16 protein-coding genes are annotated in these 18615 nt (G+C 68.6%); 6 read left to right on the forward strand and 10 right to left on the reverse strand.

Translation table 11 applies throughout. From position 1 onward, the window contains the following. Positions 1–177: 177 nt before the first annotated feature. The 4 genes from C8271_RS01330 to C8271_RS01345 form a co-directional block, all read right to left on the reverse strand. On the reverse strand, positions 178–1644 hold the full coding sequence (locus C8271_RS01330) for a purine-cytosine permease family protein (protein WP_106505797.1): 1467 nt from the start codon (positions 1642–1644) through the stop codon (positions 178–180). A 151-nt stretch (positions 1645–1795) separates the two neighbouring features. After that, on the reverse strand, positions 1796–2551 hold the full coding sequence (locus C8271_RS01335) for a VIT1/CCC1 transporter family protein (protein WP_106505798.1): 756 nt from the start codon (positions 2549–2551) through the stop codon (positions 1796–1798). Positions 2552–2852: 301 nt separating this feature from the next. Then, positions 2853–4346, reverse strand: coding sequence for a dicarboxylate/amino acid:cation symporter (locus C8271_RS01340; protein ID WP_106505799.1), 1494 nt, complete (start codon positions 4344–4346; stop codon positions 2853–2855). Between the two features lie 211 nt (positions 4347–4557). Then, a complete protein-coding gene (locus tag C8271_RS01345; RefSeq protein ID WP_106505800.1) occupies positions 4558–4980 on the reverse strand; it encodes a YccF domain-containing protein in 423 nt (140 codons plus the stop codon). A 79-nt stretch (positions 4981–5059) separates the two neighbouring features. On the opposite strand from C8271_RS01345, the gene C8271_RS01350 reads away from it, so the two are divergent. Beyond that, positions 5060–5863: a methyltransferase domain-containing protein gene (locus tag C8271_RS01350; protein WP_106505801.1), complete on the forward strand. Its 804-nt coding sequence runs from the start codon at positions 5060–5062 to the stop codon at positions 5861–5863. A 25-nt stretch (positions 5864–5888) separates the two neighbouring features. Here the strand turns inward: C8271_RS01350 and C8271_RS01355 are convergent, their stop codons facing one another. The 3 genes from C8271_RS01355 to C8271_RS01365 all read right to left on the reverse strand — a co-directional run bounded on the left by C8271_RS01355 (position 5889) and on the right by C8271_RS01365 (position 10386). Next, entirely contained in the window at positions 5889–6698 is an 810-nt protein-coding gene (locus tag C8271_RS01355; protein ID WP_106505802.1) for a fructosamine kinase family protein, read from the reverse strand. Next, positions 6695–9010 carry a glycosyl hydrolase family 95 catalytic domain-containing protein gene (locus tag C8271_RS01360; RefSeq protein ID WP_106505803.1) on the reverse strand — a complete coding sequence of 772 codons (2316 nt, stop codon included), beginning with the start codon at positions 9008–9010 and terminating at the stop codon, positions 6695–6697. Before C8271_RS01360 ends, C8271_RS01355 begins: the two co-directional genes overlap by 4 nt. Positions 9011–9123: 113 nt before the next feature. After that, positions 9124–10386, reverse strand: coding sequence for an MFS transporter (locus C8271_RS01365; RefSeq protein WP_170957757.1), 1263 nt, complete (start codon positions 10384–10386; stop codon positions 9124–9126). Between the two features lie 236 nt (positions 10387–10622). Here C8271_RS01365 and C8271_RS01370 point away from each other — a divergent pair, with 236 nt between their 5' ends. The 5 genes from C8271_RS01370 (at position 10623) to C8271_RS01390 (ending at position 15701) form a co-directional block, all read left to right on the forward strand. Beyond that, on the forward strand, positions 10623–11465 hold the full coding sequence (locus tag C8271_RS01370; RefSeq protein WP_245920720.1) for an IclR family transcriptional regulator: 843 nt from the start codon (positions 10623–10625) through the stop codon (positions 11463–11465). Positions 11466–11580: 115 nt separating this feature from the next. Beyond that, positions 11581–12609 (forward strand): siderophore ABC transporter substrate-binding protein, encoded by a 1029-nt coding sequence (locus C8271_RS01375; protein WP_106505805.1) that lies wholly within the window; start codon positions 11581–11583, stop codon positions 12607–12609. A gap of 29 nt (positions 12610–12638) precedes the next feature. After that, positions 12639–13697 (forward strand): ABC transporter permease, encoded by a 1059-nt coding sequence (locus C8271_RS01380; protein WP_106505806.1) that lies wholly within the window; start codon positions 12639–12641, stop codon positions 13695–13697. Between the two features lie 190 nt (positions 13698–13887). Next, positions 13888–14949, forward strand: coding sequence for an iron chelate uptake ABC transporter family permease subunit (locus C8271_RS01385; protein WP_106507786.1), 1062 nt, complete (start codon positions 13888–13890; stop codon positions 14947–14949). Further along, positions 14946–15701 (forward strand): iron ABC transporter ATP-binding protein, encoded by a 756-nt coding sequence (locus tag C8271_RS01390; protein ID WP_106505807.1) that lies wholly within the window; start codon positions 14946–14948, stop codon positions 15699–15701. The genes C8271_RS01385 and C8271_RS01390 overlap by 4 nt, the downstream gene beginning before the upstream one ends. Positions 15702–15709: 8 nt before the next feature. On the opposite strand, the gene C8271_RS01395 is transcribed toward C8271_RS01390, so the two are convergent. The 3 genes from C8271_RS01395 to C8271_RS01405 form a co-directional block, all read right to left on the reverse strand. Further along, positions 15710–16162, reverse strand: a complete 453-nt coding sequence (locus tag C8271_RS01395; protein WP_106505808.1) for a hypothetical protein — start codon at positions 16160–16162, stop codon at positions 15710–15712. A gap of 146 nt (positions 16163–16308) precedes the next feature. Then, entirely contained in the window at positions 16309–17142 is an 834-nt protein-coding gene (locus C8271_RS01400) for an aldo/keto reductase (RefSeq protein WP_106505809.1), read from the reverse strand. A gap of 160 nt (positions 17143–17302) precedes the next feature. Then, positions 17303–18523, reverse strand: a complete 1221-nt coding sequence (locus C8271_RS01405) for an alpha/beta hydrolase (protein ID WP_106507787.1) — start codon at positions 18521–18523, stop codon at positions 17303–17305. Positions 18524–18615 lie beyond the last annotated feature (92 nt).

The raw sequence follows: 18615 nt of genomic DNA on the forward strand, positions 1-18615 counted from the left end.
GTCCTCGGGCGGACCGACCCACGCCCGTCCATCACGTGTTCAGCTCCTCGATCGTACGTGGCCGGATCCTTCCTCTGGCCGGACGGCCGGGCTGGGATTCCACCAACGCTGACGGGGCGGCTCCCGCTGCTGCGAGAACCGCCCTGTCAGCTGATGAGAACCGAGGTTGGAGCTGAGTCAGCCCCGCCGCGCGAGGCCGTCCTCCTGCCGACGGATCGTGCCGCGGCGCAGCACGAGCGTGACCACGAAGCCCAACACGAGCGCGAGCAGCACCCCGAGGTTCGCGTATGCCCAGGGGCCATCCTTGCCGCCGATCGGGCCCAGCAGGTAGCCCTGCCAGTTGTTCCACGCGGCCTCGTCGGCGAAGGTGTTGACCACCAGGCCCCAGCCCAGCACCGAGGCCACCACCATGGTGCCGATCGAGACCCAGTCGACGGTGCCGTAGCGGCCGCTCGCGTCGAACAGAGCGTGCTCGTCGTAGTCGGTGCGGCGGGTGAGGATGTCGGCGATGAGGATGCCGGCCCAGGCCGCGAGCGGCACACCGAGGGTGATGAGGAAGGACTGGAACGGGCCCAGGAAGTCGTGCGCGAAGAACACCACCCAGATGGTGCCGAGCGTGAGGATCACCCCGTCGATTCCAGCGGCGGCTGGGCGCGGGATGCGGATGCCCAGGCTCAGAAGTGTGAGGCCCGAGGAGTAGATGCCCAGCACCGCGCCGGAGACCAGCGCGAGCACAGCAGTGATGAGGAACGGGATCAGCACCCACACCGGAAGGATCGTGGCGAGCGCCCCGATCGGATCCAGGGCGATGGCGTCCAGCAGCTCGGCGTCGCTTGCGGCCAGCAGCAGACCGAAGATCACCAGCAGCACGGGTGCTACGGCGCCGCCGATCGTGTTCCAGGCGATGATCGCTGCGTCCGACGCGGAACGCTTCTGGTAGCGCGACCAGTCTGCCGCGATGTTGATCCAGCCCAGTCCGAAACCGGTCATCACCATCACGAGTGCACCGATCACGGCCTGGGGGGAGCCGCTGGGCACTGTTGCGACGGCCCCGAGGTCGATATGCGGGATGGCCAGTGCGATGTACAGGATGGTCACCGCGCCTGTGATCCAGGTCAGCACCGACTGCAGCTTCATGATCGTGTGATAGCCAAGCACGCTCGCCACCACGATCAGAGCCGCCACTGCCGCGGCGGCAGCGATCTTCACCCCGGTGCCGCTGGGCAGACCCAGGCGGGCGAACACGGTGGCGGTGGCGAGCACCGCCATGATCGCCAGGTATGTCTCCCAGCCGATCGAGGTGAGCCAGGAGACGATGCCCGGCACCTTCTGGCCGTGCACGCCGAAGGCCGCGCGGGAGAGCACCATCGTCGGTGCGCTGCCGCGTTTGCCCGCGATGGCGATCAGCCCGCACAGGAAGAACGAGATCGGAATGCCGATCAGCGCCACCAGCGTGGCCTGCCAGAAGCTGATCCCGAAGCCCAGCACGAAGGAGCCGTAGCTCATACCGAACACGGACACGTTCGCCGCGAACCACGGCCAGAACAGGTCTCGCGGTGACGCGGTGCGCTCGGATTCGGCGACGATCTCGATGCCCGTGGTCTCCACCAGGGTGGAGCTGCGGGATTCGGCGGGAGCGGTCATGGTCCCTCCAGGGATGGGGGTGAGGCCGACGTCGCACACGGCGTCGTGCGGGAAGGGGCGCGCGGGCCGACGGTCGCGCGCGGAAGGATCAGCCCCATCTTCTCAGATGGACCATAGGTGGGGCGCCCGCATGCACGCAGAGCGTCGTCGGTCAGGTGGCCACGCCCGCGTTGCCCAGCAGCATGCCGATCACGAAGGTGACCGTCAGCGCGAGTGCACCGCCGACCACCACTCGCACCGCGGCGCGCACCGGGTTCGCGCCGCCCACCTTCGCTGCGATCCACCCCGTCAGCGCCAGTGCCACCAGGGTTGCCGCATAGGTGATCGGGATGCGCACGCCCGCCGGGGGCAGCAGGATCGCAGCCATCGGCAGGATCGCACCGGCCAGGAAGGCGAGGAAGCTTGCGATCGCGGCGTGCCACGGTGAGGGCACGTCATCGGGATCCACCTCGCCGTCGATCTCCAGGCGCGCCGCGAGCGGATCGCGGCGGTGCATCTCCGTGGCGACGCTCCGGGCGGTGTCGCTGGACAGGCCGTGCCCCTCCCAGCGCTTCACCAGCTCCTCGAAGGCGCCGTCTTCGTCGTCGGCCAGTTCCTTCTTCGCCGTTGCAATGGCGGAATGCTCCGCATCGGACTGACTGGAGACCGACACGTATTCGCCCAGCGCCATGGAGACGGCGCCGCCCACCGTGGCCGCGAGACCCGCGGTGAGGATCGGACCGACGGCCGCAGTGGCACCGGCAACACCGACGACGACCGCGGCAGTGGAGACGATGCCGTCATTCGCGCCGAGCACGGCAGCGCGCAGCTGATTCAGGCGCTGCTGATAGCCGGTGGTGCGCTCCGCGGCGCCATCCGGTTCCGGTGCGTCGGCGACGGGGGTGGACGAGGGTGAGGGGGCGTTCATGCGCTGATCACACACCTTTTCCTGACACCCTGCAAGGAAGATAAGGCTGTCCTCACCTGCGCTTCTGTCCGTTTCGTTGGGTTCTTTGGCCGACGGTGTGGACAGACGGGAGGTGCCTCATTCGTGACAATGGCGGCATGAGGATCTGGTCGTTACACCCCCGCCACCTTGATCGAGGTGACCGACGGCGAGCTGGCGTTTGAGCGTAAGCATCTGCTGGCGAAACTGCGTGTGCGCAGCCCAGACGACGCGAAGCGCCTCGAGGCATCACACCTCGAGGCGCATCCGCTGCTGACAGTGGTCAGCGGACCTGTGGCGTCATGGGAGCGGGGCTGACCGCATCTGTGGCGGGGGCGGTCACAGCCTCCGCGCCGGCAGCGGTGTCCTCGTCGGACGGCGCCACCGTGGTGAATGGCAGCGTGCGCGCGGCGTCATACGCCCCGCGATCCAGGATCTTCTCCCGGGCGGCGACGATCACGGCGACCAGCGACTGACCGGTGACGTTCAGGGCTGTGCGGCCCATGTCCAGGATCGGGTCGACGGCGAGCAGCAGGCCCACGCCCTCCAGCGGCAGGCCCAGCGTGGACAGCGTGAGCGTGAGCATCACGGTGGCGCCGGTCATGCCAGCGGTCGCCGCGGAGCCGAGTACTGCCACCATCACGATCAGCAGGTACTGGGTGATGCTGAGGTCGATGCCGTAGAAGTTCGCCACGAAGATCGCTGCGAGCGAGGGGTAGATCGCCGCGCAGCCGTCCATCTTGGTGGTGGCGCCCAGGGGGATCGCGAACGACGCGTAGTGGCGTGGCACGCCCATGCGTTCGGTGACGGTCTGCGTCACCGGCATGGTGCCCAGCGAGCTGCGGGAGAAGAACGCCAGCGAGGTCGCGGGCCACACACCGCGGGCGAAGGACAGGATGCTCAGACCGTTCGCCTTCAGCAGCAGCGGGTAGACGACCAGCAGCACGATGAGCATGCCGATGTAGACGTCGGCCACGAACACGCCGAGCGAGCCGATCGCATCCCAGCCGTAGCTGGCCATGGCGTTGCCCAGCAGGCCGACGGTGCCGATCGGCGCCAGCCGGATCACCCACCACAGCAGCTTCTGCACGATCGCGAGAGCGGAGTCGACCACGGTGAGGAAGGGCTCCGCCTTCGAGCCCACGCTCAGGGTCGCGACGCCGACGGCGATGGAGATGACGAGGATCTGCAGCACATTGAAGCCCAGGAACACAGCGCCGTCGCCGCTGGTGCCAGCCTCGATGCCCAGGAAGTTCGCGGGGACGAGACCCACCAGGAAGTCGAGCCAGCCGCCCTGTTTGCCGGGGGCCTCGGCTGTGGAGGCGTCGATCGAGGTGTGAGCTCCGGGCTGGGTGATGGCGCCCAGGCCGATGCCGATCAGTACGGCGATCAGGGAGGTGAGCGCGAACCAGATCAGCGTCTGGGCCGCCAGGCGCGCGGCGCCGGTGACCTTCCGGAGGTTCGCCACGGAGCTGACGATCGCGAGGAACACCAGCGGCGGCACGAGGGCGCGCAGCAGCGTGATGAACGTGGAGCCGATGGTCTGCAGGGTGGTGGTCAGCCAGTTCGGGCCGGGCTCCCCGGACTCGGTGGCGACGGGCCCCATGGCGGCGGCGACCAGACCCAGTGCGACACCGAGCACGAGGCCGATGAGGATCTGCCACCCGAAGGGGATGCGGGTGAAGGGGTTGCGTGAGGGGCGCTTCGGGTCGGCCTGTGCCGCGGGAGTGCGCTCTGCGGCCGACGGCGCCGGCGGGGACGAGGGTGAGGAGGACATGCGGCCAGCGTAGGGAGCGGCATGACCTCTGTCAGCAGAATGCCCTAAGAAATGCTTTGCGAGTGCCCAAGTTCACGTGTGGGGTGTTGTGAAGGAGAGCGACCGGGCAGACGGCTGCGGTCATGAGCCGTGCGCGGTGCCCCAGCCACACGTCGTGGCGTGGCTGCGGATGGTGAGCACGCGGTGCGCTACGGCTCCGCCCCGCGCAGTCTCAGCTGCGCGCAGTGGGAAGCATCCGAGCGCGGTCGCTGCGGGAGCTGACGATCTCCTTGCCGAAGGGGAAGCAGGTCACCGGGATCAGCTTGATGTTCGCCCACGCCAGCGGCAGACCGATGATCGTCACGGCCTGAGCGGCAGCGGTGACCACGTGCCCGATCGCGAGCCACAGCCCGGCGATGAGGAACCAGATGACGTTTCCGATCGTCGAGCCGGTGGTGGGGCGATGCCGGTCGACCACCTCGCGACCGAAGGGCCACAGCACGAAGCTCGCGATCCGGAAGGACGCCAGACCGAAGGGGATCGTGACGATGAGGATGCAACCGAGCAGGCCCGCCAGCACGTACGAGAGGAACAGGGCCCAGCCGGCGGTCAGGACCCAGATGATGTTCAGGATGAGGCTGATGACAGAGCGCATGCCTCGATCCTACGGAGCGCCGCGGCCCGAGCCCTGGACCGAAGCCCCGCGCTGCCGGTCAGCTGTCTAGTCTCGCTGCATGAGCGAGCACCACTACACCCACGGGTACAGCGCTGCCGTGATGGCCGGGCATCGTCGCCGTACGGCTGAGAACTCCGCCGCCCACCTGGTGCCGCATCTGCGGTCGGGCGACCGACTGCTCGACCTGGGCAGCGGGGCCGGCACCATCACCGCGGACCTCGCCCGCATCGTCGGCCCCGAGAACCTCACCGCAGTCGAGGTCGCCGAGGAGGCCGCCGCCCTGACCCGCGGTGAGCTCGCCGCCCAGGGCATCGAGGGATCCGAGGTGGTGCTCGCCGACGGCTCCGCCCTGCCTTTCGCAGACGACACCTTCGACGTGGTCCACGCCCACCAGGTGCTCCAGCATGTCGCCGATCCCGTCGGAGTGCTTCGCGAAGCCCGTCGCGTGACCCGACCCGGCGGCATCATCGCCATCCGGGACAGCGACTACGGCGGATTCCGCTGGTTCCCGCAGTCCGAGGTGCTCGACCACTGGCTCGCCTGCTACCTCGACGCCGCGTGCCGCAACGGCGGATCGCCCGACGCCGGCCGTCGCCTGCTCTCCTGGGCCCGAGCCGCCGGTTTCGAGGACATCACCGTCAGCTCTTCGACCTGGTGCTACGCGACCGAGGAGGAGAAGGAGGCCTGGGCGATCACCTGGTCCGGGCGGCTGCGTGACGGGGCGCTGGCGGACTCCCTGCAGCGGCACGGCCTGATGGGTCCCGAGGACCGCGAGCAGGCCGCGCGTGCCTTCGAGCAGTGGGCCCGGCAGCCGGACGGTTGGTTCAGCGTCCTGCACGGGGAGATCCTCGCCCGGGCCTGACGCCTCCGATGCACGGCGAACCCGCTCAGCCGCGGGCAGCGACCTGCTCGGCGGCGCGCAGCGTGGGCGTGGTGTATGCGTCGCCGAACAGCGCGACATGTGCGAGCAGGCCGAACAGCTGATGCGCCGGGATGTCCTCGCGCCAGCCATCCGGCAGGGGATGGGCCTGCTCGTACCCCGCCTCGATCTCGGTGAGACGATCGGCGCCGAACAGATGCAGCATCGCCAGGTCCTCCAGGCGATGGCCGCCGTGGGCGGCCGGATCGATCAGAGTGCCGTGCACGGCGCCGTCGGCCCCGCGCGCCCACAGCAGATTCCCTGCCCACAGGTCGCCGTGCACCCGAGCCGGCGCCTCCGGGGAGCGGCCGGTGCCCGCGCCGCCGATCGCGTCGAAGGCGCCGTCCTCGACCACGGCGATGGCCCGTCGCAGCAGATCGACCTGCGCGGGTCGCAGCTGCGCCTCCACCCGGTCCACGAGCGGCGCCAGTCGGTCCTGGGCCCAGAAGGGCCCGAACTGCTCATGGCTGCGTGCAGGCACCTCGAAAGGGGAGTCCAGCGGTCCGAACCAGGTCGGCTGATGGGGCGCCCAGCCGAAGCCCGGGGCGCCGGTGTCGTGCAGGCGGGCAAGACCGCGACCGAATGCGTGGGCTGCGTCCTCATCGGGTGCCCCTTCCGCGAGCCGCTCCAGCAGCAGCTGGTCGGTGCCGACGTCCAGAACCTGCACGACGGGTATGGCGCCAGGCTCAGCAAGCCAGGCGAGGCCAGCTGCCTCGGCGCTGAAGAATCCCTCGGGTGCGCCGGGCCGGGACTTGGTGAAGACGTCCCCGCGGTTCATCGGCTCACCGTGTGCGTCGTGCCGTCCACCAGCACCTCGACGTGCGCACCGGGCAGGGCGCGGTCACCAACCACGGACCAGTCCGTCACGCGCCCGTCGGCCCACGAGACGCTGACCCGCCAGCCGCCGCGCGCCCGCAGACCCTCCGCACAGCCCTCGCTGGCCCACGCCGAAGGCAACGCGGGCAGCAGTGTGATCCGCCCATCGTGGCTGCTCGCGAGCATCTCCGCGATAGCAGCGGTGATGCCGAAGCTGCCGTCGAGCTGCATCGGCGGGTGGGTGGCCCACAGGTTCTCGAGCATGCTGTGGCGCAGCAGACCGCGCACCATCTCGTGTGCCGACTCCGCCTCGCCCAGCCGCGCGAACAGGGCCGCCCGCCACGGCCAGGTCCAGGAGCGGCGGGAGTCCCCGGAGACGCCGTCGGCCTGCACCACCGCCGCGTCGAGCTGGCCGCAGCGCGCCGCAAGTGAACGCCGGGCCGCAGCGGCCAGCTGTGGCGTGCGCTGCGGGGTGATCTCCCGCCCCGGATAGACCGCGAACAGATGCGAGGTGTGACGATGCAGGTCAGTGGGATCATCGAGGTCCTCGCGCCACTCCTGCAACTGCCCCCATGAGCCGATCCGGTCCCCGCCCAGTCGGTCATGGATCCGCTGCCATCGCCTCCGCTCCTCCCGCGCGGAGGAGTCGACGCCCCCACCTGGCGCCGCATCACGGGCCGACGCGGCAGCGGACGTATCGGAGACCGACGTGGACGGCGCCGGCGCAACCCCACCCAGCGCGCGAGCCTCAGCGAGCTGCGACAGCTCCACGGCGCGAGCGAACAGATCCCGCAGGATCTGCTGGTCGTACGCCACTCCATGCTCGCGCGGCCCGTGCTCCGGCGACCAGCCGTCCGGCGAGAGCAGCTCCGGCCCGTGCTCTGTCATGCCCGGCCCCTCAACCAGGCGGGCCTCCCAGAACGCGCACACCTCACGGACCAGCTCAAGCGCCCGAGCCACGTCGGCTCCCGCGGGGGAGAAGGCCGCCTGCTCGGCCACGTGCTGCATATACCAGGCGCTCGCCACGGTGTTCCACTCCCACGCGCTGCCGCCGAAGGGGCTCTGCGAGGTACGGCAGGTCCAGCCCGGCACGTCACCGAAGGCGTGCCGCGTGGCCCGGGCGCAGGAGTACCGTGCCGCCTCGAGGAAACGCACCAGGCTCTCGTGCGCCTCAGGCATATCGCAGGTCTCCGCAGCCCAGTAGTTCATCTGCACGTTGATGTTGGAGTGGTAGTCGCTGCCCCAGGCCGGCTCATCGGAGTCGTTCCACACGCCTTGCAGATTCGCGGGCAGAGTGTCCGCCCGAGAAGAGCTCAGCAACAGGTAGCGGCCATAGGCGAACAGCAGCTGCTCCAGTGACGGATCCGCCCGACCGGCCCGGTAGCGCTCAAGGCGCTGCGGGGTGGGCAGTGCCAGGACCTCCGGTGCCGACGGCGTCCACGCGACATGCACCCGGTCCATCAGCGCGCCGAACCGCCGTATGTGCTCGAGGCGCAGCGCCTGCTCACCACGGGACGCTGCTGCGTCCAGGCGGGTGGTGATCGCGGCGACCGGGTCTGCGCCGCGCCACCCGGTGTGTGCGCTCGGGGCGTAGTCGGTGCCCAGGTCCACCAGCAGCACGAGCTCATGCGCGCCGGTGACCTGGAGTGTGGGGTGGGACGGAGCGGCGCCGGTGACGGTGACCTCGCCGTCGGTGCTCGCGATCTGCACGCATCGCGCATGCCGCAGCTCGTTCGGGAAGACGCCTGTGACCCACAGTCTCGGGGACTCCGGATCGATCGACCAGGACGCGCCCTCTTGTGTGCACGTCAGCCCGATCTGCGCCGCGAAACCGCCCGGGTGATCGGTGCTGTACCGCAGCACGAGCACATCGGCGTCGTGCGGGGCGTACGCCTCGCGCAGCATGCGGGTGTTCCCCGGAGCGAGCTCTGTGATGGTGTGCAGGCCCGTGCGCAGGTCCAGCCGACGGTCATAGGCCGTCTGCACCGAGGATGAGACATCGGGCCATTCGAGTCGCACCTGCAGCTCGCCGCCGCTGAGGAAGCATCCGGCGCCATGCCAGCCCAGATCCTGCACATCCTCGGCCACCCCGGCGAGGGCGTTGTCGTAGTCGTTCGCGCCCGCCCACAGCGATTCCTCGTTCAGCTGCACGCGATCGAGGCCGCGCTCGCCGTAGAACGTAGCGCCGAGCCGACCCGTGCCGATCGGCAGCGTCTGAGACGCCCAGTCGTCGGCCGGGGCATCGAACACGATCTCGAGCGAGGTGCGGGGCATGGAGGGGCTCCTGGTCACGGCGACGGTGGCTGAGGGAAGGCGGTAATCATCCTATGTCTGCGCCGGGGTTGTGCCACAGGATCCACGTGCCCGGGCGCGCACAGCACCCCACCTCACCGCCGCACCAGCACGGCCAGTCCCACTACAGCAATCACCACACCCGCACCGATCGCCACCGCGAACCCGGCCACCGGGCCCGACGCTGCGGTGAGGGCGCCGCCGAGCATCGCTCCCAGGCTCACGCCCACCGTGATCGACGACTGCATGGACGTCATCGCCACCGAAATGCCGCCTGTGGGGGAGCGGCGCTCGGCGATGGAGAACGCGGTGACCATCGTCGGCCCTACGAACAGGCCCACCGCGAACAGCAGCAGCGCCGTGGCGACCAGGGAACTCGCTGCCGCCGACGCGGCGAGCATGAGCGCCATGCCCGCGCCACCGATGAGCACGCGCACCGCGAGCCGCACCGAGTCCGGCACGAGCACCACGGCAAGCGCGGTGGCTGCGGAGCCCAGGCCCATCAGGGCGTAGACCAGGCCGGCGGCACCGTCTGCGCCGAGCAGCGCGGCACGCTCAGTGGTGGCCGCCTGCACGGAGCCGAAGTTCGCGCCGATGCAGAGCATGATCACGACCGCCGGCAGCACGGCAAGCAGTACGCGCGGGATCGGCGGGACATCGGCCCGCGAGCGGGCGGGGGAGTCAGGAGTCACCGTCATATCCACTGCATCCGCGCGAGACACCTGCCCGGCTGCATCCGCGTCTTTCGGCCTCGCGGCCAGCGGCGGGGAGGTGATCGCGAACGGGATGCCCGCAAGCAGCACAAGGGTGGCGGCCAGCGCGATCGGCGCCGCGGGGAACGCCGTCGACGCCGCCACCCCGACGAGGGCGGGCCCCAGCACGAACGTCATCTCGTCCACGGTCGACTCATAGGAGAAGGCGGTGGACAGTTCCCGGGGGCTGCGCACAAGCGACGTCCACCGGGCACGCGTGAACGAGCCGATCGGCACAGCCGTGGAACCCAGCAGGAGGCATACGGCCCACAGCAGGGGGCCGTTCAGACCGGTCAGAGCGGCGGTGAGCAGCAGTGCGAAGGCAACAGCGCTAAGCGGAACCAGGGTGAGCAGCACCCGGCGCTGCCCGGCGTGGTCGGCCCAGCGGCCGATGAGCGGACCAGCGACCGCGCCTGCAGCGGAGGCGAGGCCGGTGGCGAGTCCGCCGGTGGCCACAGAGCCGGTGGAGGCGGTGATCGCGGTCATGGTGCCCAGCGGCACCATGGCGTATGGGGCGCGAGCAGCGACGGCGAGAATCATCCAGCTGCCGGACGCCCGTGAGGGAAGAATGCGGTACTGCGCGAGCGCGCTGAGAGAAGAAGACACGGGAAGACGACTTCCGACTCGGGTGCCCGCACGGGACCGGTCGACGCCGACAGGGGCCGACGGGTGCATGCGGGCGGCGCAGGAATCCGTCCCCTGGCCTCTGTGACGTGCCTGTGACATGCCCGGGCAGATCCGGCGCCGATCCATGGTACGGCGCGCTGCCCCGATGTGTCCCCCGCGGCAGCAAGAATCACGGTGCAGGTCAGAGAGGGGCCGGGGTGTCGTCTCGCCGGAAGATGGCATATTGGACCGAGATGGCACCTGAAGCGAAGGGCGGTTCTGGGATGGCGGGGGAGAGTCGTCCCGCAGCGCCGAAGGCCCCGGCGGCAGATGCTGCCCTGCGCCTGCTGACATTCTTGGCTGCGCAGCGCAGCCCGGTCCCGGCTGCCCGCGCTTCCGCGGAGCTCGGGCTGCCGCGCTCAACCACCTATGACCTGCTCGCGACCCTGGTCCAGCACGGGTATGCGCTCCATCTACCCCATGAGCGCCAGTATGCGATCGGGCCGAAGGCGTATGAGGTGGCGAGCGCCTATGCCCGCCATGCGCCGCTCGCACGTGTGGGACGTCGGATCGTCGAGAGGATGGTGGATGCCGCGGGGGAGTCTGGTCACCTGGGCAGCCTGCAGGGTGGCGATGTGCTGTACCTGGTGGAGGAACGGGCGAAGAACCGGCCGTCCCTGGTCACCGATATCGGGGTGCGCCTGCCTGCGCATCTGACCGCTACCGGTCGGGCCATGCTCGCGGCGCTGCCGTCGGCCCATCTGCGGACGCTGTATTCGGCGGGGGCGGAGCTTGCTCAGCGCACTGAGGCGGATGCGCCGCGCACGGTGGCTCAGCTGCACGCCCAGCTCGATGAGGCGCGACGTGACGGTGTGGCGTGGGAACGCGGCGAAGTGACCGACGGCATGGTGTCGGTCGGCGCGGCTGTGCTGGACCAGGCAGGCTGGCCCGTTGCTGCGCTGTCGCTCACCTGGGATGGTGCGAGCGTCACCCCGGAGAAGGCTCAGTCCTGTGCTGCCCTGGTGCGTCGGGCGGCAGACGATATGGCGCGTGTGATCTCGGGGCGCCGTCCGGGCTGATCCAGCACGCGGTCTTGAATTACGCAACACCCGACTGGCGTAATCGCCCGAGGTAAGGCTACACTTCCCTAAGCGCCGAGACTGGCGCACTGCTCTTCACGGAAGGCCCACCCTGATGACCGCACTGAGTCGCCGACGCCTCGGCACCCTCGCCGCCATGAGCGGCCTTGGCCTGTTCGCAAGCTCCTGCTCCTCGCCCGCCGGCGACGAGGCTGCTGGTGGATCCACCAGCTCCGACGGCGGCAGCGGCACCGGAACGTCCACCGACGGCACGATCAGCGTCGAGGACAACTTCGGGACCGTTACCGTGCCCGCTTCTCCCACCTCTGTGGTCGCCACGGATAACCGCACTTTCGAGACGCTCGACACCTGGGGCATCGAGCTCACTGCGGCCGCTGTCACGCTGATGCCCTCGACGATCTCCTACACGAAGAATCAGGACATCGTCGATCTGGGAAGCCACCGCGAGCCCGACCTGGAGGCCGTCGTCGCGGTCGAGCCCGATCTGATCATCAACGGTCAGCGCTTCGCCCAGTACCGCGAGGACTTCACCAAGCTCGCCCCGAATGCCGCGATCGTCGAGCTTGACCCCCGTGACGGTGAGGACTTCGCCGCCGAGCTCAAGCGACAGACCACCGTGCTCGGTGAGATCTTCGGCAAACAGGACGAGGCGAAGCAGCTGTGCGACGACCTGGACGCCGCCATCGAGCGTGCCAAGGCCGCCTACACCAGTGACGACACCGTCATGGCCGTGACCACCTCCGGGGGCGAGATCGGCTACATCGCACCGACCGTCGGCCGCACCCTCGGCCCCGTCTTCGACATCCTCGGCCTCACCCCGGCCCTCGAGGTCGAGGGCTCCAGCGATGACCACCAGGGAGACGACATCTCTGTGGAGGCGATCGCCAAGGCGAACCCCGACTGGATGCTCGTCATGGATCGCGACGCCGCCATCTCAGCTGACGACCCCTCCTACGAACCGGCCGCCGCCGTGCTCGAGAAGAGCGAGGCGCTGACCTCCGTCACCGCGATCAGCGAGGGCAACGTCGTCTACATGCCGGCAGACACGTACACCAACGAGGGCATCCAGACCTACACTGAATTCCTCGAGTCCCTCGCTGACGCTTTCGAGAAGAAGGCCTGATCAGACCGCCCCCGGGCGGTACTTCCCCGATGACACACGACCTCACGCGAACCGATGCGTCCGACGCCCCCGCGGCGTCGGGCGCATCGCCCGTTCCCGCCCCCGGGCCGAAGCCCGCACAGGCCGTCGTCCGACGCAGCCGCGAGCGACTCGTCGACGCCAAGCTGATCCTCGGCATCATCGGCGTCGCCCTCCTGCTGCTCGCCTCCCTTGGCGTCGGCGTCTTCGACCTGCGCGGCGAGGGCGGTGCAGAGATGTTCCAGATCACCCGCGTGCCACGCACCATCGCCCTGGTGCTCTCCGGCGCCGCGATGGCGATGTGCGGCCTGGTCATGCAGCTGCTCACCCAGAACCGCTTCGTCGAGCCCACCACCACCGGGACCACCGAGTGGGCAGGCCTGGGCCTGATCCTGGTCATGGTCGTGGCACCCGACGCCAGCCTGATGACCCGCATGGTCGTCGCGATCATCGCCGCGTTCCTCGGCACCATGGTGTTCTTCGCGTTCCTGCAGAGGGTTTCCCTGCGCACCTCGCTGATCGTGCCGATCATCGGCATCATGCTGGGCGCTGTCGTCGGCTCGGTCTCCACCTTCATCGCTCTGCAGACCGACACGCTGCAGAACCTCGGCGTCTGGTTCGCCGGCTCCTTCACCTCGGTGCTGCGCGGCCAGTACGAGGTGCTGTGGGTGGTGCTGCTCGTGGTGATCGCCGTGTTCATCACCGCCGACCGGCTCACCGCCGCCGGACTCGGCGAGGAGATCGCCACCAACATCGGCGTCAACTACAAGCTGATGGTCCTGATCGGCACCGCACTGGTCGCCGTCGCCACCGGCGTGGTCACCGTCGTTGTCGGGTCCCTGCCGTTCCTCGGCCTGATCGTCCCGAACGTCGTCTCCCTGATCCGCGGTGACGACCTGCGCTCCAACCTGCCGTGGGTGTGCCTGCTCGGCATCGCCATCGTGACGGTCTGTGACCTGCTCGGACGCCTGCTGATCATGCCGTTCGAGATTCCCGTCTCGGTGATCCTCGGCATCGTCGGCGCCGTCGTGTTCATCACCCTGCTGCTGAGGACCCGTCGCAATGGCTGAGCCCACCACTGACACCGGCACCGTCCGCGTCGCCCGCAGAGGTGAGGAGGCCGACGCCCGTCTCGGCACCGTTCGCCGCACCCCGCCGCTGCCCGCTGGAGAGGCCTCACGCCCCGGTCGTCGGCAGGCGCTCGAGCTGCTCAACGCACAGGACGCGCCCCCGGCTGTCCGCGCCACCCTCGGCGGCGGCATGCCCTGCGAGTCCGGCTCTCCGGCCTGCATCAACTGTCCGGCCGGCCCCGGCGCCCGCTGCACCTCCGGCGCTTTCTCCACCAAGCAGGGGTATCGCCGCTACCGCATCGTGATGACCGTGCTGGTGCTCGCCGCGGTCGTCTTCGCTCTGGGCCATCTCGCCTGGGACAATCCGATGCCGCTGGGCACCCGCGGTTTCTGGCTGATCGCCGAGCTGCGCGCCACCTCCCTGATCGCCATGGCAGTGGTCGCGATCGCCCAGGCCATGGCCACGATCTCCTTCCAGACGGTGACCAGCAACCGCATCATCACGCCCTCGATCATGGGCTTCGAGTCGCTCTATGTCGCGATCCAGACCTCGGTGATCTACTTCCTGGGCGCCGCCGGGATCACCGTGCTCGTCGGCACCGGCCAGTTCATCCTGCAGATTCTGGCGATGGTGGGGCTGTCCTTGCTGCTGTACGGCTGGCTGCTCTCCGGAAAGTACGCGAACCTGCAGGTCATGCTGCTGGTGGGCATCATCCTGGGCGGAGGTCTCGGCTCCGTCTCCACCTTCATGCAGCGTCTGCTCACCCCCAGTGAGTTCGACATCCTCACCGCCCGCATGTTCGGCTCCATCTCCAAGGCCGACGCGGACTACTTCCCGATCGCACTGCCGCTGGTCGCACTGGCCTGCCTGGGGCTGTGGCTCAACGCACGGCGGCTGAACATCATGGCGCTGGGCCGGGAGACCTGCATCAACCTGGGCATCGACCACAAGCACCAGACCATCATCATGCTGGTATTGGTGTCGGTGCTGATGGCGGTCTCCACCGCCCTCGTCGGCCCGATGACCTTCTTCGGCTTCCTGGTCGCAACCCTGACCTACCAGCTCATCGGCACCCACGACCACCGCAGGCTGTTCCCGGCCGCGGCCCTGCTCGGCTTCGTCGTGCTCTGCGGCGCCTACTTCGTGATGAACAACGTGTTCTACGCGCAGGGCGTGGTTTCGATCATCATCGAACTGGTGGGCGGCTCGCTCTTCCTGTTCGTCATCCTGAGGAAAGGACGCCTGCAGTGATCTCCCTCGACGGCGTCACCAAGCAGTACGCCAGCGACGTCACCATCGGCCCGGTCACCGCACAGATCCCGCCGGGCGGCATCACGGCGCTGGTGGGCCCCAACGGTGCCGGCAAGTCCACGATGCTCACCATGATCGGCCGACTGCTCGGCATCGACGAGGGCGCGATCGAAGTGGCCGGATATGACGTCACCCGCACCAAGTCGAAGGACCTCGCCCGGATCCTGTCGATCCTGCGGCAGGAGAACCACTTCGTTACGCGCCTGACTGTGCGCCAGCTCGTCGGGTTCGGCCGCTTCCCGTATTCGCAGGGGCGCCTGACCGAGGAGGACGAGCACAAGATCAGCGAGGCGATCGACTTCCTGGACCTGGGGGAGCTGGAGTCGCGTTACCTCGATCAGCTCTCTGGAGGTCAGCGCCAGCGTGCCTATGTGGCGATGGTGCTCGCGCAGGACACCGAGTACCTGCTGCTCGACGAGCCGCTGAACAACCTGGACATGAAGCATTCGGTGCAGATGATGCGTCGGCTCGAGGCAGCCGCCCGCACGCTGGGCCGCACCATCGTGGTGGTCCTGCACGACATCAACTTCGCCGCCCGCTATGCCGATCGCATCATCGCGATGAAGGATGGTCGGATCGCTGAGTTCGGCCCAGTCGAAGAGATCATGCGCTCTGACGTGCTGACCTCCGTGTTCGACACCCCCGTGCAGGTGATCGATGGGCCCGACGGGGCCCTCGCCGTGTACTTCTGAGGCCTGCGTCAGCCGAACGGGCCGCCGCGCGGCGCCAAGGGGTCTTCCTCGCCGAACAGTGCCCGGGGACGGCGACGTCGGCCCGGAGACGACGTCTCATCCGCCGACGCACCGGGCTCGTCGACCGTTTCCCGCTCCGAGGACCATGTCGGGCCCGTCACCGGGGTCGAACTGCTCGAGAAATCCGACGTCCAGGCCGTGGTGGAGTGCTCGCCTGGTGCTGAGGGCGGGATGCTCTCCGCTGGCCACGTCGGGAGGTCCGCGGCTGATCGCTCGTGCGAGTCCGTGGCCCGTGGTGAAGGACGTGACTCCTCGGGACCGTGGAGGGTGCGACGGACTCGAGTCACCTGCGAGCGGACGAATCGGATCATCGACCAGACGAACATGACAAGGACGAACAGCACGATAGGCCGGTCGCCGATGACAGAGAAAAGATGGTCGATGAGGTCGTGCGGGAACATGCCACTAGTGTGCCTGAGGGACCACGAGCTCTAGGCCGCCGCGACATGAGAGGCGGCTCGCCTCGCAGGCAGGCATGGCTGGTGGCGCGTATACCAGCGGCCCGGCGAATCGTGAAGCCGATTCGGCCGGGCCGCAGAGGTGTGGATCAGAAGTCGCAGGTCACCGGGTCGCCGCCCACACGACCGTCGGGACGATCCAGTGCGTTGATCTGTTCGACCTGCTCCGCAGTGAGGGACACATCCAGCGAAGCGAAGTTCGAGACGATCCGCTCCGGCGTCACGGACTTCGGGATCACCACATTCCCGATCGCCAGATGCCAGGCGATGATCACCTGGGCATTGGTCACGCCCTTCTCCTCGGCGATCTGGGAGATCACCGGGTCGTTCAGCACCGCACCGCCGGAGCCCAGCGGCGACCATGCCTCGGTGACGATGTTGTGCTTGGCATGCAGCTCTCGCAGCTCGCGCTGCTGGAAGTACGGGTGCAGCTCGATCTGGTGGATCGCCGGCACCACGCCCGTGGCCTCGATGATCTCCTCCAGCTGCTCGGCAGGGAAGTTCGAGACGCCGATCGAGCGGGCCTTACCAGCCTGCTGGATCTCGATCATCGCCTTCCATGCCTCCAGATACTTGCCCTGCACCGGCTTCGCCCAGTGAATGAGGAACAGATCCACCTGCTCCAGGCGCAGACGCTCCAGGGAACCGTCGATCGCAGCGAGCGCCTTATCGCGGTCATGGTCGTCGTTCCACAGCTTCGTGGTGATGAACAGGTCCTCGCGCGGCACGTCGGCGGCGCGGACGGCACGGCCCACACCCTCCTCGTTCCCGTAGATGCGGGCGGTGTCGATGTGGCGGTACCCGGCGCGGATCGCCTGCTCGACCACGTCGGCGGCGACGTCATTCTCCACCTGCCACACGCCGTAGCCGAGCTGCGGGATGCTGTGGCCATCGTGGAAGGCGACAGAGGGGCTGATCGTCATGAGGATCCTCCTGAGGGAATCGAAGGGATCGATCGCACGGTCGGTTCGTCTCCACCCTAGAGCAGGTGCCTGGTCCTTCCCCAGAGGGTGACCGGGCTGGCAGGGCCGCGACGGGTGGAGCGGTCTGTCAGGGCCGGGGACCGGTGAACCGGTTACGGCGTCACGCCCCGCGGAACGCCGGAATGTTCTCGCACAGCCAATCGATAGTGGTGCCAGCGTGCGACATCCACAGTGCCATCGCATGCCCACCTCGGGGGGTCATCTGCACCGTGAGAACGGTGGGGCCGCCCGGTGAAGCAGCCACAGCCCGCTTCATTTCTGCGAGCGTCGGACCAGGCAGCGGATCATCGGAGCCAGCGAAGAAATACATGGTCACCGCCGGTTTCTTCGTGCGGACGATCGCGGGCACGTCGTACCGTGGGTCATCCGGGGCGGTCCACACCTGGTGTTCGGCATACTCCGGGCGGAAGTAACCGGCCAACGAGATGCTCGTGCGGAACAGGTCAGGGTGCCGCACAGACAGCATGGAGGCGCACCAGCCTCCCGCGCTGTACCCATAGGTGGTCCAGGCCGACGGGTCCTGCACGGTGCGCAGATGTGAGGTCGCGTAGCCGACTACGTCCTTCACGAGCCACGTCTCCCACAGGTGGCCTTGCCGATGCCCCGCCATGGTGGTCTGGTCCACGCACTCGGTGTCGTAGTGACCCGGATACACCCGCGGGGCGACGACAATGCTGGGCTTCATCGCGCCGGAAGCGACCCGCTGCTCGATCAGGCCGCCCAGATCAAAGCTGCTCTTGAACGCGTCGGGAGATCCCGGGATCCCGCTGAGCGCCATGATCACGGGATACCGCTGGTCGGGATGCTGCAGGTAGCCCGCCGGGAGGTACACAAGCGCATCGGACGTGACGTCGCTGGCGTTGGCGGGGATATTCACATGCACCCACTGCCCCCGGTCAGTGTCCTTGATGCCCGTGAGCGTGGTGTCGGCAAGCGGATTCTGGAGCGCAGAGGTTACAGGGGCTTTCTGGGCGGCCTCGAGCGCCTCCGCCTCCTGGGCGGTCAGGGGAGCGGCCTCCTGTCCGTCGGCACCGATCGACTCCGCGGTGCTCACGTTCCCGGAACCGAGGAACAGATCGCTCCACGAGGGGTACATCGCGAACGTGCGATTGATCCACACCGCTACGGTGATGAGCATCAGTGCTGCGACCAGCAGCATCGTGACCAGTTGCGCGAGGACATGCCGAGTGCGTACGTGCCCGGTTCGCGCGGGATGACGCGGCAGCCGCACCGCACCGAACAGCAGCACAGCGGCGCTGACCACGGTGATCATGATGCACACGGGCAGTCCCCGTAGATCGAGCAGACTGGCGATGCTCATCTCCTTCCCTCCCGGTCTGTGCAGCGGGGCCGAAACCTTGTGCTACCGCCCGCGGGCACAGGCAGATTCTGCGCCTCTTCCTTCAGAGACGC

The sequence above is a fragment of the Brachybacterium timonense genome (genome assembly GCF_900258505.1).
Taxonomy (GTDB): domain Bacteria; phylum Actinomycetota; class Actinomycetes; order Actinomycetales; family Dermabacteraceae; genus Brachybacterium; species Brachybacterium timonense.

Excerpts from the sequence above, each read along its gene's own strand:
- C8271_RS01330 (WP_106505797.1), bottom strand. The coding sequence starts at position 1,644 with ATGACCGCTCCCGCCGAATCCCGCAGCTCCACCCTGGTGGAGACCACG.
- C8271_RS01335 (WP_106505798.1), bottom strand. The coding sequence starts at position 2,551 with ATGAACGCCCCCTCACCCTCGTCCACCCCCGTCGCCGACGCACCGGAA.
- C8271_RS01340 (WP_106505799.1), bottom strand. The coding sequence starts at position 4,346 with ATGTCCTCCTCACCCTCGTCCCCGCCGGCGCCGTCGGCCGCAGAGCGC.
- C8271_RS01345 (WP_106505800.1), bottom strand. The coding sequence starts at position 4,980 with ATGCGCTCTGTCATCAGCCTCATCCTGAACATCATCTGGGTCCTGACC.
- C8271_RS01350 (WP_106505801.1), top strand. The coding sequence starts at position 5,060 with ATGAGCGAGCACCACTACACCCACGGGTACAGCGCTGCCGTGATGGCC.
- C8271_RS01355 (WP_106505802.1), bottom strand. The coding sequence starts at position 6,698 with ATGAACCGCGGGGACGTCTTCACCAAGTCCCGGCCCGGCGCACCCGAG.
- C8271_RS01360 (WP_106505803.1), bottom strand. The coding sequence starts at position 9,010 with ATGCCCCGCACCTCGCTCGAGATCGTGTTCGATGCCCCGGCCGACGAC.
- C8271_RS01370 (WP_245920720.1), top strand. The coding sequence starts at position 10,623 with ATGGCATATTGGACCGAGATGGCACCTGAAGCGAAGGGCGGTTCTGGG.
- C8271_RS01375 (WP_106505805.1), top strand. The coding sequence starts at position 11,581 with ATGACCGCACTGAGTCGCCGACGCCTCGGCACCCTCGCCGCCATGAGC.
- C8271_RS01380 (WP_106505806.1), top strand. The coding sequence starts at position 12,639 with ATGACACACGACCTCACGCGAACCGATGCGTCCGACGCCCCCGCGGCG.
- C8271_RS01385 (WP_106507786.1), top strand. The coding sequence starts at position 13,888 with ATGCCCTGCGAGTCCGGCTCTCCGGCCTGCATCAACTGTCCGGCCGGC.
- C8271_RS01395 (WP_106505808.1), bottom strand. The coding sequence starts at position 16,162 with ATGTTCCCGCACGACCTCATCGACCATCTTTTCTCTGTCATCGGCGAC.
- C8271_RS01400 (WP_106505809.1), bottom strand. The coding sequence starts at position 17,142 with ATGACGATCAGCCCCTCTGTCGCCTTCCACGATGGCCACAGCATCCCG.
- C8271_RS01405 (WP_106507787.1), bottom strand. The coding sequence starts at position 18,523 with ATGAGCATCGCCAGTCTGCTCGATCTACGGGGACTGCCCGTGTGCATC.